General features: G+C 43.1%; 6 protein-coding genes. 4 read left to right on the forward strand and 2 right to left on the reverse strand.

Annotated elements, in window-relative coordinates:
- Nucleotides 1-298 precede the first annotated feature (298 nt).
- Nucleotides 299-1,867, forward strand: a complete 1,569-nt coding sequence (amt, locus tag H6F56_RS25090) for an ammonium transporter (RefSeq protein ID WP_309236634.1) — start codon at nucleotides 299-301, stop codon at nucleotides 1,865-1,867.
- Nucleotides 1,868-2,758: 891 nt separating this feature from the next.
- On the opposite strand, the gene H6F56_RS25095 is transcribed toward amt, so the two are convergent.
- A complete protein-coding gene (locus tag H6F56_RS25095) occupies nucleotides 2,759-4,213 on the reverse strand; it encodes a response regulator (protein WP_190674607.1) in 1,455 nt (484 codons plus the stop codon).
- Nucleotides 4,210-10,206 (reverse strand): hybrid sensor histidine kinase/response regulator, encoded by a 5,997-nt coding sequence (locus H6F56_RS25100; protein ID WP_190674611.1) that lies wholly within the window; start codon nucleotides 10,204-10,206, stop codon nucleotides 4,210-4,212. Before H6F56_RS25100 ends, H6F56_RS25095 begins: the two co-directional genes overlap by 4 nt.
- Nucleotides 10,207-11,324: 1,118 nt before the next feature.
- Here H6F56_RS25100 and glgX point away from each other — a divergent pair.
- The 3 genes from glgX to H6F56_RS25115 all read left to right on the forward strand — a co-directional run bounded on the left by glgX (nucleotide 11,325) and on the right by H6F56_RS25115 (nucleotide 15,662).
- Nucleotides 11,325-13,454 carry a glycogen debranching protein GlgX gene (gene glgX / locus H6F56_RS25105; RefSeq protein WP_190674614.1) on the forward strand — a complete coding sequence of 710 codons (2,130 nt, stop codon included), beginning with the start codon at nucleotides 11,325-11,327 and terminating at the stop codon, nucleotides 13,452-13,454.
- 87 nt (nucleotides 13,455-13,541) lie between these two features.
- Nucleotides 13,542-13,688 carry a hypothetical protein gene (locus tag H6F56_RS25110; protein ID WP_206753427.1) on the forward strand — a complete coding sequence of 49 codons (147 nt, stop codon included), beginning with the start codon at nucleotides 13,542-13,544 and terminating at the stop codon, nucleotides 13,686-13,688.
- 768 nt (nucleotides 13,689-14,456) lie between these two features.
- Nucleotides 14,457-15,662, forward strand: coding sequence for a 4-hydroxy-3-methylbut-2-enyl diphosphate reductase (locus tag H6F56_RS25115; protein WP_190674620.1), 1,206 nt, complete (start codon nucleotides 14,457-14,459; stop codon nucleotides 15,660-15,662).
- The last annotated feature ends 474 nt before the right edge of the window (nucleotides 15,663-16,136 follow it).

Genomic DNA, 16,136 nt, shown 5'->3' on the forward strand with positions numbered 1-16,136 from the left:
CAGCCGCACTATCTTGAAAATATTTTTGGCTTGCAAAAATTGCTATTTTGTGCAGCGATCTTGTATGGTGCAGATACCTTCCTGCACACCGGCTTTGAGAGAACATTCATAAATCATTCAAAAACTAAATGTAAATGCAGTGCTTGATAGAGCGACAAGAGATTTAGATGTGCAAAAGTAAAATTTCGCGATTATATAAACTTGTAAACGGAGCATTTGTATCCTTTAATACGGAATTACCCAGTTAAAAATTGGTGAAATTCTAAGTCATCGCTTCAAAAGGTAAGAAGGTAAGAACGTGTTTAAAAAGGTACTAACCGGCATCATCGCACTGTGGATACTCGTGATCCCCCTGATGGGAAATGTCCTTTCCCAAGATGAACCCACTCCAGAGCCGGCGGCGACAGAACTGCTCACTCCTGCCAGCCCTTCGGCTGAACAAACTGTTCCAGCTACTCCCTCACCGGCAATATCCGCGCCGGCAACGTCTACCGAGCCGCCAGTCGCTCCAGCAGATGCAACTCGCCAACAAGAAACGGTTGCAGCAGAAACCGCAGACTCTCCTATCGACACAGGCGATACCGCCTTTATGTTAATCTGCTCAGCTCTAGTCCTACTGATGACGCCTGGACTGGCGTTTTTCTATGGAGGACTGGTACGCTCTCGCAACGTACTCAATACTATGATGATGAGCCTACTCCTGATGGCTGTCGTCGGAGTGACCTGGACGCTGTGGGGTTACAGTCTTGCCTTCGCCCCAACTTCAGTGATACCTGGTGTGAACCCTGGAGATGCCGCTACTGTCAACGCCAACCCAATTATTGGGAGCTTAAACTGGTTTGGCTTGAATAACGTGGCATTCGACCAACCCGATCCAGTTGGCTATGCGCCAACGATTCCGCATCAGGTGTTCATGGTTTACCAGATGATGTTTGCCATTATCACGCCGGCGCTGATCTCTGGGGCGATTGTGGAGCGGATAAGTTTTAAAGCCTATTTCTGGTTTATCCTCCTGTGGTCAACCTTAATCTACTCTCCTTTGGCTCACTGGGTTTGGGGTAAAGGCTGGCTCGGTGCGATTGGAGATTTAGACTTTGCCGGCGGCACAGTTGTCCATATCAGTTCCGGTGTTTCTGCGGTGGTTGCTGCTTGGATGATTGGGCCACGCAAAAGCTTTATGGTGCGACCGGCAGCCCCCCATAATGTGCCTTATGTCTTATTGGGAATTGGGTTGCTGTGGTTTGGTTGGTTTGGGTTTAATGCCGGCAGCGCTTTAGCAGCCGGTGGTTTAGCAACCGTTGCTTTTGTGGCGACAATGGTTTCCGCCTCTGCCGGTGGTCTAACTTGGCTACTGTGGGAATGGATACTGAGAGGCAAGCCAACTGCCATCGGTATTGCTAGCGGCTTTCTGGCGGGATTGGTCGGTATTACCCCAGCAGCAGGATATGTCACTCCTCTAGGAGCTCTCCTCATTGGATCAATTACGGCAATTTGTTGTTTCTATGCGGTCAGCCTGCGAGCGAAGTGGCAATTTGATGATTCTTTAGACACCTTTCCCATTCACGGTGTTGGTGGGACTGTCGGGGCGCTTCTAACAGGTCTCTTTGCCACAAAAGCGGTTAACGCTGCTGGAGACAACGGCTTGTTTTTCAATAACCCGTCGCAGTTGGTTGAACAAATTATCGCTATCGTCGCCACCTATGTTTTTGCAGGTGTTGGCACCTTTGTTATTCTCAAATTTCTAGGATCATTCATGGAACTGCGAGTTAAGCCGGTCGTTGAAGACCAAGGTGTGGATATCAACGAACATGGTGAAGAAGGTTATGGTGAAGAATTTGGTTCTGGGCTGAGCTTCACTAAGGAGTAAGCGAGTTTGGTTTCCCTTGTGAGCGCTTTGTTATCCAATGTCTGCTCACGATTTTTAGGGATAACATCAGCCGACTGAATTAGCACCTTCCTGCGTTCACCTTAGTTAAAGCCATAATTACTCACAAGAGTTTGTTTACACTTCTGTGAGTAATTATGGCTTTACTCATACCAACTGATCGACCTTAAGGTAAATTCAAATTTTTTTAACCTCTTTCAAACCTTTTTTAAATGCTTAAAATGCTTCATTAATTAAATTTTGAGCAGGCTTTGATTTTTAAGGTCTTCTTTGATACCTTCAATTTTGATTTTCATTTAATAAGTTTTAAACTCGGCTTAGAAAGCCTAAAAAATTTTCTAAATGCACCTTTTGAGAGAAAAGAGATGTCAATTTGTTCGCCTTTACTTGATATTCTTTAATGAACGATTGCAATAATTTAGCAATTTTTGCTTTTATAATTTTTATTTAAAATCTTAATTTTAAAGTGTTATTTTAACATTCAAAAATTTTGATAACGTCTCTATATTTATCTGTGGCTTGTATCAAACACTACATTTTTTTAAGGAATGATTTTGTATTATTATGTAGCTAGGATGTTAACGGCACTAAGAGAAAGCGCTTGCCTCATTTTCTGCCGGCAGCCTGTCTTGAGCTGAACCCACTCATCGTTTAACTTCAGCTAATACCTTTCTTGGATTATTTTTTCGCTGATTAACTGAAGCTCGAACGGCGATTTAGCAAGCCGGCAGACACACAGAAATATGACAAAAAGTCATGCCGGCCTGAATCTGCCTCAGTTTTGGCACATCGTCGTGCTTATTTCCAGCAAAAACTATCTAATTGCTTTGGAAAAGTTAGATGCTGTGAATAATCAATGAATAATCTAGTAATCTATGAGGCGATCATTGCTTGATATGCTTGAGAAATCGGAAGTTCAATCACAAACTCTGTGCCTTGTGCCGGCGTTGAAATACATTGCAAACTTCCTCCATGTTTTTCTACTACAATTTGCCAGCTAATTGACAATCCAATTCCAGTCCCTTTTCCTGGCGCTTTAGTGGTATAAAAAGGATCAAAAATGTGTTGAGTGACGTCAGGGGCTATCCCAGATCCATTATCTTTAATTCGGATAATTGCCCGGTTACCCTCCATTACCTGAGTGTAAATCCGAATGCAACTTGGATAAGCTTTTATTTGTTCCGCGCTCCTGTGCTGGTTACACTCATCTATCGCATCAATTGCGTTAGCAAGAATATTCATAAAAACTTGATTCATCTCGCCGCCATAACACTCGACAAGTGGGAAGTTAGGAGAATACTCTTTAATGATTTCAATGGCAGGGCGATCTTGCTTAAATTTCAGCCGGCTGTGCAAAATCATCAACGTGCTGTCAATGCCTTCGTGGATATTCATCGGCTTCATTTCAAATCCATCTTGGTGAGAGAAACGCCGCAAAGACAAAACAATCTCGCGTATCCGCTCCGCACCGACTTGCATTGAACTCAGCATTTTTGGCAAGTCTTCAATCAAAAATTCTAAGTCTATATCATCTGCTGCTTCAGCAATCTTGGGTTCTGCTTCAGGATAAACTTCTTGATAGGATCTGAGCATACCAATTAGATCCTCAATATAGTCGCTAACGTGAGATAGGTTGCCATAAATAAAGTTAACTGGGTTGTTAATTTCATGAGCAACACCGGCAACCATTTGCCCAATAGCAGACATTTTTTCGCTCTGAATTAATTGGCTTTGAGCTTGTTGAAGTTTGACAAGCGAACGCTGCAATGTTTGCTCAGCTAAGTATCGCTCTTCAATTTCCTGTTGCAGACGGCAGTTAGTTTGTGACAACTCTTCGGTTCGCTCTTCCACTCGTCTTTCTAGCTCGCTTGCTAGCTGATTACGCTCCGTAACTTCTTGGTGTAATTGTTCGTTTTGAACTTGGAGTTTTTTGGTTAGATTTCGGATGCTCAAATGAGTTTGAACCCGAGCTAACACCTCTTCTTGCTGAAACGGCTTGGTGATGTAATCGACTGCGCCGACACTAAAGCCTTTAACTTTATTTTCTGTATCGGCTAATGCTGTCATAAAAATGACAGGGATATCTTTTGTTGATTCAGAAGCTTTTAAATGCCGGCAGGTTTCAAAGCCATCTATACCCGGCATTAGTACATCGAGTAAAATTAAGTCAGGCGGGGAATATTCGACCTTTTTAATTGCACTTTGACCACTTCGAGCGACCCAAACTTTATATCCCGCAGTCGTCAAACAATCAAAGAGCAGTTGTAAATTAGTTGGGTTGTCATCAACAATGAGAATTGGGCCAAAATTAGAAGAATCTGCGCTCATGATTGGACCTCCAAGGATTGCTGTACGAACTCTAGAATTTTTTCCTCTTCAAAATCGTTAGCCAACTGAATTAGATGATTAGCAAAAGCAGCGAATTGAGGCGATAAATTCTTGAGTTCTCCGGCTTGCTTTTGAATTCCCTGTAAATCGCCACTCATGGCAAACTCTAAAAAGAGCGAAAGTTCTTCAGCAGGAGGCGCAATGACTTCTTTCTCTTGGCTGCTTTCAGGAATCGTTGGGACGGAAGAATCAGGAGCGATCACTTCTAACTCATAAATCCATTCTAAATTAAGCAGGCGGCTTAAGCATTCAAAAAGGTCTTCGGCACGAATCGGCTTCGGGATAAAAGCATCACATCCCGCTTCTAAACTTCCCTCCTTTTCTGCCTCAAAAACACTGGCAGAAGTGCCGATAATGACCACATTTTTAAGTTCGGGTGATTTGCGAATCCTCCTTATGGCTTCAAAGCCATCCATAACCGGCATAACCAAATCGGTGAAAATGCAATCGGGATGAAAAGCAGCCGCTTTGTTCAAACAATCTTCCCCGTCAGTCGCTTCTTTGACTTCAAATCCCAGAGGCGCTAACAAGTTAACGACAACAAAACGATTTTCCCATTTATCATCTACTACTAATATTTTACGCTTAGCGCCGGCATATCCTCGAATAATTTTTTCAGCTTGTTTTTGGTATTTAGCCCATCCTTCAACTTCGGTTAATTCTATATCAAACCAGAAAACACTGCCTTTACCGGCAGCACTTTCAACTTTTAATTCACCCCCCATCATTTCAACTAATTGCCGGCTAATTGCTAATCCTAAGCCGGTTCCTTCGGTTTGATGAGCGGTATCGCCTACCTGCTCGAAGGGCAAAAATATTTTAGATAATTTTTCCGGTGCAATCCCGATGCCGGTGTCTTCCACTTGGAAGCGAATTTTAGTTAAGGGTGATGGGGATGAATCATGAGCAATAAACGAGGAATCATTAACGTATCCAACTTTGAAGGTAACGCCGCCTGCTTCCGTAAACTTAACAGCATTTCCCAGTAAATTTATCACAATTTGCCGCAACCTTTTTTCATCAGCAAGAATTGCTATAGGAAGCTGAGTTATGGGTTCGTAGTTTAGGGAAACTCCCTTTTGTTCGGCCCGAATGCGACAAATTTCAACGATGCTTTGGAGAAACTGTGAAAAATGAAATTCTGTCAGGTTGATATCCATTTTTCCAGCTTCAATCTTTGAAAGATCTAAAACATCATTAATTAACATTAAAAGATGTTCCCCGCATTGATGAATAATGTTAACTCCAGTCGTTTGCTGGGGCGTTAAGTTTTTGTCACGCTTGAGGATTTGAGCGTAACCTAAAACACCATTGAGGGGAGTTCGTAATTCATGGCTCATATTGGCGAGAAATCGGCTCTTGGCTTGGTTCGCGGCTTCTGCTGTTTTCTCGGCTCGTTGGCGCTCTTTTATTTCTATCTGTAGGTGCGAATTCTTTTGTTGTAATTCCTCAGTTCGCTCTTCTACTTTGACTTCTAGGGTGTGATAAAGTGTGGCATTTTCTATGGCTATTGCGGCTTGCGTCGATAGCATCCGCAATATTTCTACGCGTTTCGGCGTAAAAGCACCGGCAACTAGATTATTTTCTAGGTAAAGAATCGCAGTAACTTTGCCTTGATAGAAAATAGGCGTACACAGTAACGATTTAATTTTGTGTTGGATGATGTAGGCGTCAGTCTTAAAGATTTCCTCACTGCTTGCATCATTTAAAACAACATCTTTCTGAGTTCTGATGACATAATTCAGCACCGAGACAGGTAGCTGCTGACTGGTTGACAGGGGAAGAGATGGCAGCACTTGCACTTCATCTTTAGTCCCGGTTGCTTCTATGAAGAATTCCCCGTTCTTTGGCAAGATAAGGGAGCCGGTTTGTGCGCCGGCATTCTCTATCAAAATCTTCATTAACTTGTCGAGCAAGTTAGACAGTACAATTTCCCCTGCAATTGCTTGCGATGCCTTCATCACCGTTGCCAAGTCGAGAAATTCTGAAATTTCTGAGCCGGTGGCAGTGATGGTTCCCTGAATTGTTTGCATAATTGTCTCGCCGGTCTTTTCACTCATTTTCTGGTTAAGGACTGAGGCGAGTAATTGGGGATATCGTTCTTCTAAATCTTCAACTTTTGCTTTAGCACCCCAACGGATATAACCATAATAAGCATCAGTCATGTAAGTTTTAGCGATCTTGTCTCTGCCAAGGAATAGATGAAACTCTGCCGCCAGTTCATTGGCTAACGCTTCTTCTTGGATATATTTCTGCGCTTTGGCGGCTTGAATTGCCCGTTCGTAATAATCGATTGCTTCTTCCCGCAGTCCCAAAACCTGCGCTTTCTCCGCTTCTACCAAGTCATACTTATGCTGGAAATTTGACGGCGCATGAAATGCCCATGTCTTCATTTTTTCCTGATTGGCTACCACTTGACTAAGGTATTCTTCTTTTTCCTTTGCTTCGGCTGCTGGATACAGTGCGAGGAGAGCAAGAGAGTGGTAGAAGTTGTAAAAGATATTATGAATGGTTCCCACACCGAAATGGGCATTTTGGGCTGCTAAAGTTGCGCTGGCTACTGTTCCTTTGTAATCTTTAAATGAATAAAGAAGAATGGTTTGAGCAACATAATATAGCAATCGTAAAGTTCCATTGTTACCTTCTTTAATGATGGGAAGCATTTCTTCTTCATTAAAAACATCGCCGGATAAACGCAATTTATCTGGGGCTTTGCCAAGAAGATTTTTAATCAGTTGACCATAGACTTTGATAAAATTAATATCATAATCTTGCTTGCATTTGATGGTTAAAGCAAGGTATTTTTCATGTTCAATTTCCATTTTTTCCAGTTGTTCACCTTTAAAAAATGCGAAATTGCAATAATTCGCAGCATCATGGCTAGCAAATTCTAAATCTCCAACTTCTAAACCGCTTTGAGTCCCTTCGAGCAACGGTTCTAGATTTTCACTAATATGATTTTTCCAGTGATTAATCAGGGCATACAATATACAAATAATCTTAGATTTTAGGGTGTTGCAGTCAAGTTTTTTCAACAAAGGAACGGCTAGTTTACCAAATTGATAGCCCGACTCTATCTCTCCCATTGCCCCAGATAAGAGACAGCCATACCAAACATAGGCGTAAGCGGATTCGGGTGAATTTCCGTAGCGGATAGACAAAGAGATCATCGTAAAAAGAATCGGTGCCAGCATCGCCGCATTGCCGAGATAAGCCGCTGTCACGCTCGTCTTTAATATTCGCATGGACGCGAGTTTTTCGGCATCTGTCATTGCCGGCAGATCAGCTAAATCATCAATAATCAAATTTTGAGGCGGTTCTTGCTCTAGGTGAACCCCAAACATTTCCAGAACGCTAACGCTGGTATCTATCGCTGATTGCAACTGACTTTGAGCGATATCAAACTGAATTTTTAGCTCGTAGACCTTAACTTTTTCGAGGAGTGTTTTTGCACATTTTAGGAGAACCTCAGAAAGCTGATTCAATTGCTCAAAGTTACCGATTAAGTATTCGGCTTCTGCGGTTTCTAAGTAAAGGGTAAACGTCAGAGCATATTGACATTCCCAGCTATCTGAGGCGAGAAGTCCTAAACCGACATTCAAATATTTGACGGCAGAATCATGGGCGGTTGCGGCTTTGGCTTTCTGTCCCGCTATTAAATTTAGCTCAGCCAACTCATATTTTTCTGACTCAGAAGTAAGTAAATCTATGCCGTAATTCAGTTGATTCACTAAAGCAAAAATATTTTCTTTTCGTTCCTCTGGCGTTGTATTTTGCAGCAGTAATTGACCGATTTTTAAGTGGGTCTGTTTTTTCTGCTCATCAGGAATTTGAGAATACGCAGCTTGCTGCACTCGGTCATGTAAAAACTTGTAGTCAACTTTGATATCGGTTAAAGTAATGCCGGCAGATTCTTCCTGAGTAAATGCTAAGGGAATTTTGTACTCATTACTCAACGGTAAAATCAACCCAGCCTGAAGTGCCGGCCACAATTGAGCCGCAGCGGCTAAGGAAAACTCCTCACTGACAACACTCAAAACTTCTAAATTAAAGGTGTTGCCAATACAAGCAGCCAGCTTTAAGACTTTCTGTGTTTCTACCGGCAGTTTGAGAATATTTCGGGCAATGAGTTCAACAACATTATAATCAGTGATGCCAATAACTTGAATTTGCTCAAGATTCCACTGCCACGTACTCGAAGCTAACTCATAAATTAATAAGTTTTCCTGGTAAAGCGTTTTCAGTAGTTGCGTTAAGAAGAAGGGATTACCCTGAGTTTTATTAAAAAGTAGCTCAGATAGCGGTTTTGAGCGAACAGATTCATTTAAAGTCTCGGCAATTAATTCTTCAACATGAATCAGTTGTAACGGCTCAAGTACAATATTATTAACCGTTGCGCCGGCAGCTTGGATCTTTTCAATCGTTTGCACCGTTGGATGCGTGGGAAACACTTCGTTATCTCGATACGCGCCAATCAGTAATAAATATTTGCTATCCGCATCCGTGATCAGCAGTTCGATTAATTTAAGCGAGGCTGAATCTGCCCACTGCAAGTCATCTAAAAAGACAACCAGGGGGTGTTCTTCGGTTGTAAATACCCCAATAAATTGTTTAAAGACGCGGCTGAAACGGTTTTGCGATTCAGTTGCCCCCAGTTCGGTTACGGCAGGCTGTTTGCCGGTAATTAATTCCACTTCGGGAATCACATCAATGATGACTTGCCCGTTACTGGCTAAAGCTGATAAAAGTTTTTCTTTCCAAATGTGAGTTTGTGCTTCACTTTCAGTCAGCAATTGTTGAATTAATGACTGAAAAGCTTGAATCAGGGAGGCAAACGGGATATTTCGCTTAAATTGGTCAAATTTGCCGGCAATAAAATAACCGCGTTGCCGGACAATGGGTTTGTGAACTTCATTGACTAAAACGGTTTTGCCAATCCCGGAGTAACCGGAAACCAGCATCATTTCGGTATTGCCACAACTGACGCGATCAAAGGTTTCTAAAAGGGTTGAAACTTCTGCTTCTCTGCCGTAAAGCTTTTGTGGAATATTCAATAAACCGGCTTTATCTGCGCTGCCGGCTATAAAACCAGAAATCGTGCCGGTTGTTTGCAGTTTGAGTAAACACGTTTCCAGGTCAAATTTTAATCCCTCTGCACTTTGATAGCGATCTTCTGCGGTTTTAGCTAATAACTTCATAACCAAGCTGGAAACCGCTTCAGGAATTTCTGGATTTAGGTGATGCGGAGGCACCGGCACCTTTGCAATATGACAATGGACTAACTCCAGGGCATCAAGTGTGTCAAAAGGTACTTCACCCGTCAGCATTTCATAAAACGTAACGCCCAAGGAATAAAAATCTGTGCGGTAGTCAACCGTGCGATTCATCCTGCCGGTTTGTTCAGGAGACATATAAGCAAGCGTGCCTTCTAGCAAGTCCGGATGGCTGAGGCTTGGGTTCTCTCGCTCCAATTTTGAAGCAATACTAAAATCAATAATTTTAACTTTGCTGTTTAAGGGAGTAATAATAATATTGTGAGGTTTAATATCTTTATGAATAATGTTATTTTTATGAAGTTCTGTCAGCGTCGAAACTAATTGAATGCCAATCGAAAGAAACGATAAAATGGGTATGGGTTGAGAATTCATCCAATCTTTGAGCGCAACTCCGCCACAATCTTCTAGCAGCAACGCTAAACCATGCTGATAGCTTTCAAGGCTGTAAGCTTTGACAATTCCTTCAATTTCTAAAGTTTGAATAATTTTATATTCATGGCGCAAGCGAGTAATATCTTCAAGCGTCGGATACTCAGATTGTAAAGTTTTGATAATAATGGGCGCGTGATCCGATTCTCTCAAACCTCGGTAAATAACGGTTCGGAAGCCGGTATGAATCGATTCGAGTAGTTGATAGCCGGGGAGAATAGCATTCATAAAATTTCTAGTTCTCGCTGAGAGAATAAAGTGACAAAACTTGGGCTGATCGCGCAGTGGATGCTGAAAATTTGCCGGCAACCACAGGAACTGTTGCGTTTAAGCTTGAGTTATAATGCGATCTCGTTTACTCGTTTCAGATGAACTCGGATCGACTTGTACTTAGTTATGGGATAAAGACTGTAGGGTTTCTGTGTGAAGTCAGAAAGTCGTTAAGGCCAAAAACTGTAGGAAGGCGTGAGGAACTCATCAACTATTAAAATGCCCTGACTTTTCTATCAAAGTTTGACAGCTTAATAAAACGTTAAAATGAGGGAGCAAAGGCTTGGGTTAAGTAACCTATTAATATAAATTATAATTATTTTACAAAATTAGATTTTTTAAAATTTGTAAACAACTGAGCTAAAAGTTGGAAATGTATAAAACTCTAAGCTGTGATCACCGGCAGCCAGTGAAAAATAACCGATCTATCGAGCAAGTTGGAACAAAACGCTTTTTAGAAATCTTCAGATCGATACAAAAAATACTTAAAGTTTCAACTTAATATAATTTTTAAAGTATTTTTCATTGGCAACGAATAACGGATATTTGAAGAGTTAGTAAGTTACAAATTTCAATTTAAATTTTATGCCGGCGCAAACAAGCTAACTTGAAATTAAAAGTTGCCCATCTCAGAGGATATTTTTCTCACAAAACTTTGAATTCCCGAAATCTACTGCCCCACCAGCATCCAGCGCGGCCTTAAAACTGGTTGGAATCGTCGCTTAGGCCGGCCTAATACTATAGAGCCTCTCTGGATAATGTATTAATAACTTCTTTTTAAGTTCTATTTTCAACTCTACCTTTATATAGGTGACAGTAAGGGCCGGCATTTACTTTACTTAAAATTTATTCCTTTCAAAGGATTGACAAATCAAGCAATGTGATATGGCTAAATGTACTGTATTCAGGGTTACAAAATAAATTGTAATAAAAGTATACTTTTGACAGAAGTTAAAAAAGATATTAACGATTAAATTAATTGTCAACCAAGAGATTAATAACCAATAGCTTGGGTTGGAGCGGTCTTTTAAAGACTTGATTTTGTTCAACTATCCATTTTAGCTAAATTTCCATATATGCATCTAGAAGTGTGGCCAGGTAAAGTCTATCCTTTAGGCTCGTACTGGAATGGCAAAGGTACAAATTTTGCTTTGTTTTCAGAAAACGCAACGGGTGTGGAACTTTGTCTGTTTGACAAAGACGGTAAGGAGCAACGCCTCACCCTAACTGAGGTCGATAACTGGGTTTGGCACTGCTATATCCCAGGAGTAGCACCGGGACAAGCCTATGGATACCGAGTGCATGGACCCTACGATCCAGAGCAAGGCCATCGCTTTAATCCGAATAAACTTCTGATTGACCCCTATGCCAAGGCAATCGATGGGGATGTCGGCAATGGCCCAGAACTCTTTGGCTACTCTTGGGAAGATCCAGACGAAGACCTGTCTTTCAGCGAGGGCGATAGCGCCCACTTGGTGCCAAAGTCGGTTGTGATCGATGAGACGTTTGATTGGGAAGGCGACGAACTGCTGCAAATCCCATTCCACGAATCAATTATTTACGAAGTCCATGTCAAGGGCTTCACTCAACTGCACCCGGATATACCTGAAGAGTTGCGCGGCACTTATGCAGGTCTCGCCCATCCTGCTTCGATCTCTCATTTGCAGTCCCTTGGCATTACCGCCGTCGAATTGATGCCGGTGCATCACTTTTTAGCCTATCCCGGACATCTTGCAGACAAAGGACTGAAGAATTACTGGGGCTACGACTCCATCAATTACTTCGCCCCTTACTTTGCCTACAGTTCCGATAAAACGCCCGGTAACCAAGTCCGGGAATTCAAGGAAATGGTGAAGGCCCTGCATAAGGCGGGAATGGAGGTCATCTTAGATGTCGTCTACAACCACACCGGCGAAGGCAATCAAAACGGCCCGACCCTGTCATTTCGCGGCATCGATAATGCCTGTTATTACCAGCTGTCCCCAGAAGATCGCCGGTATTACATGGACTTCACCGGCTGCGGCAACACCCTGAACGTCGGGCATCCGCAAATCCTGAAATTAATCATGGATAGCCTGCGCTACTGGGTTACAGATATGCACGTCGATGGGTTCCGCTTCGACCTCGCTTCCGCCCTAGCGCGAGAACTCTTTGAGGTGGATAGTCTGGCTTCTTTCTTTAACATCATCCACCAAGATCCCACACTCGCCGATGTCAAGCTCATTGCTGAACCTTGGGACGTGGGAGAAGGCGGCTATCAAGTCGGCAACTTCCCGCTACTGTGGTGCGAGTGGAATGGCAAGTATCGGGACACAGTGCGCGACTTCTGGCGCGGGGAAGATCAAACCCTAGGGGAATTTGCCTACCGCCTCACCGGCAGCTCTGATTTGTATCAGACAAATGGCCGCAGTCCTTATGCCAGTATCAACTTTATCACTGCCCACGATGGCTTCACGCTCTCCGATTTGGTCAGCTACAACGAAAAGCACAATGAAGCAAATGGAGAGGGCAACTGTGATGGTGAAAGTCACAACCGTTCTTGGAATTTCGGCGCAGAAGGCGATACCGATGATCCCCACATCCTACAGTTACGGGAGCAACAAAAGCGGAATTTCTTAGTAACGCTGATGCTTTCCCAAGGCATTCCCATGATCGTTTATGGGGACGAAATGGAGCGAACCCAAAAGGGTAATAATAATGGCTACTGCCAGGATAATGAAATTTCTTGGGTGAACTGGGACTTTCAAGAAGACAAAGCCGATCTGTTAGATTTCACCCGCCAGCTCATTTTCTTCCGCCGCAAGCATCCAGTTTTTCGCCGGCGCAAGTGGTTCCAAGGCCGGCCAATCCACGGCAAAACTATCAGCGATCTTGGCTGGTACAACCCCGATGGCACCGAGATGACTGACGAGGAGTGGAATGTTGGTTATGCTAAGGCAGTTGGGATGTTCTTAAATGGAGAAGAAATTCCCAGAGTCGGACCCCAAGGTCAGCGCGTCATGGATGAGAGCTTTCTAATATTGTTTAACGCCCACTGGGAATTGATTGAGTTTCAGTTACCAACTGACTTCAATGACCGGGAGTGGGACGTTGTGATTGATACCAAGGAGCCTCATTTTATTGAACCGGGAAGTATTGTTTACACGGCTGATAAGGCTGTGCCAGTTACAGGACGGTCGCTGGTCGTGTTGCGCCGGCTCTCCTAGATCCTTGATTGCTCTGGCAACACCCAGGGAACGTTATCTCTAAAAAAAGTCAAAGGTAAACAACCATTGCTTTTACCTTTGACTTTTTTGTGTAATCAACTTTTAGTATTCTGTAACGCTTCATTTCAGGTAAAGCGTCAGTCAATCGGCGTCACCGTGCCGGTAGATTGCCTCGCTGCCGGCAGAATTTGGCAGGCGCAAAAAATTTATTTGCGTCAAAATGCCGATGCTTAAGGATTTGCCGGTAATTACTCAATTTTTTTCACCTCACACCTGCATAATTTTTAAACTTTATCCCAATAACTGAATAACAGGCTAGAGCGGAAAAAAGCAAGGCTGGGAAACACCCCTCTTCATACATTGCCGTGGAAGAGAGAAGTGACTCAGCTAGCTTTTAATTCCCTCATATTCGCTTGTCAATATTTTTCTTAAATGCCAATCTACCCAATGAAAATCAGAGTTATTATTCTACCGATTTTCCTGATCCTAACGTTTCTTCTATTACATGGTAAAATCTGCAAAGCTGGAATAATCGAGGATGCCGGTGCAAACTAGACTGAATTCAAAGGCGAAAAACTCCTCAATCGTAACAATTCTGAACAAGACAAGTCACCCTGCACCGATATAGGGATACCTTGCCCCTTAAACCGCAATCCTTCCCCACAAAATAAGCCAGTGTGTGACAACTTTATTTGCCCATCCTAACTGTTGTAAAATGTGAGCCGGCATCGGAAATAGAGAATACCCATCACATTGATTTCCTTGGCTGTTTGACTCATAAAATTCATAGTGCAAAGGTAGCCGGTATACAATCCACTACAGCCATGCAGAATCTTTTTTTAACCACGGGTGCATCATTTTTCAACCTCTCAAGATTTTTTTGGCCGGCAACACAGCCTTAAACCCGCAAATCCCAGCCTCTTAAATTCCCCTGTCGCACCGGCATTCTACAATCAAATTAGAAAGAAGCTCGCTAAAGCAGAATCCGGAACGCAAGAGAGAATGGATACAAAAGCTTTCAAACGGACGCTCCAACAGTCAGAAAATTATCATCGCAAAGGATTTGGCCACGAACAGGAAGTTGCCGGCGTCATGAAATCCGCCTATCAAAGCAACCTGATCCAGCAAATCCGGGAGAATAATTACAAATTACAGCGCGGCAACGTCACAATTCTGCTAGCTGAAGCCTTTGGCTTTTGCTGGGGAGTTGAACGTGCAGTCGCCATCGCCTACGAAACCCGACAGCATTTCCCCACGGAAAACCTTTGGATTACCAACGAAATCATCCACAATCCCTCGGTGAATCAACACCTACAGGATATGCAAGTCAAATTCATCCCCATTGAATCTGGAGAAAAAAACTTTTCTGTCGTAGAAACCGGCGATGTGGTGATTCTCCCTGCCTTTGGTGCCACAGTTGGGGAAATGCAGATCCTCAACGATAAAGGCTGCAAAATTGTCGATACCACTTGTCCTTGGGTGTCTAAGGTGTGGAATAGCGTTGAAAAGCACAAAAAAGGCGATTACACCTCAATTATTCACGGCAAGTACAACCACGAGGAGACACAGGCAACCAGTTCATTTGCCGGCAAATATCTGGTGGTGTTGAACTTGCGCGAAGCCGAGTATGTCGCAAACTACATCCTCGAAGGTGGGGATCGTGACGAATTCATCGCTAAATTTAGCAACGCTTGTTCAGCCGGCTTCGATCCCGACAAAGATTTAGAACAAGTAGGGATCGCCAACCAAACCACCATGCTCAAAGGCGAAACTGAGCAGATTGGTAAGCTGTTTGAGCGCACGATGATGAAAAAGTATGGCCCAACTGCGCTCAATCAGCATTTCCTGGCATTCAACACCATTTGCGATGCCACCCAAGAACGGCAAGATGCCATGTTCAAGTTAGTCGATGATAAGCTGGACTTAATGGTTGTGATTGGCGGATATAACTCTTCTAATACCACCCATCTGCAAGAAATTGCCATTGATCGGGGAATTCCGTCTTATCACATCGACTGTGCAGAACGAATCGGTGCCGGCAATCAAATTGAACACAAACCCCTGCACCGGCAACTAGAAGTCAAAGAAGATTGGCTGCCGGCGGGTGAAATTGTTGTGGGGATCACCTCTGGCGCGTCCACACCGGATAAAGTTGTCGAAGATGTGATTGAGAAAATTTTTGCCCTGAAATCTGCTGCCGCAGTTTAACCGGCAAGTTGTCAGGAAAAGCCGATCCTCAGCCTGTAAAAGTAGATGTCAGGTCTCCGTGGGAAGTGGAAGTGAAGTGTGAAGTGTCAAGAAATTGGCTTCATACTTCACCTTTTTATCTAATCTATAAATATAGTGAACCCGAACTCTCCTATGATCGGCAACGAAGAAAACCTAGAGCTTGCTAACTTCGGTTGCCGGTACACAAAAACTTGGGCTGTGTTAAAATTGACAGTAAAATTACCTTGTGATGCCTCCCTGGAGGTGGAAAACTTCACCTGGATTTAGCAACATTTTATCTTTAAACAAACGTTAACTCAAGCATAACTTTGGCCAATGTGCAAACACCAGCCCGGTAAGACTGGGCGCACAAGCAGCCGGCAAACAGCACTAGAGTAGGCGATAGAACGCCATAACCGAGGTGAATTAACCTTCTATAACCTTTATCAGACACGGCTTCAAAGAATTTATTAT

Source organism: Microcoleus sp. FACHB-672, from assembly GCF_014695725.1.
Taxonomy (GTDB): Bacteria; Cyanobacteriota; Cyanobacteriia; order Cyanobacteriales; family Oscillatoriaceae; genus FACHB-68.

Coding starts and splice junctions, on each gene's coding strand:
- H6F56_RS25115 (WP_190674620.1), top strand. CDS start 14,457: ATGGATACAAAAGCTTTCAAACGGACGCTCCAACAGTCAGAAAATTAT.
- H6F56_RS25095 (WP_190674607.1), bottom strand. CDS start 4,213: ATGAGCGCAGATTCTTCTAATTTTGGCCCAATTCTCATTGTTGATGAC.
- H6F56_RS25100 (WP_190674611.1), bottom strand. CDS start 10,206: ATGAATGCTATTCTCCCCGGCTATCAACTACTCGAATCGATTCATACC.
- glgX (WP_190674614.1), top strand. CDS start 11,325: ATGCATCTAGAAGTGTGGCCAGGTAAAGTCTATCCTTTAGGCTCGTAC.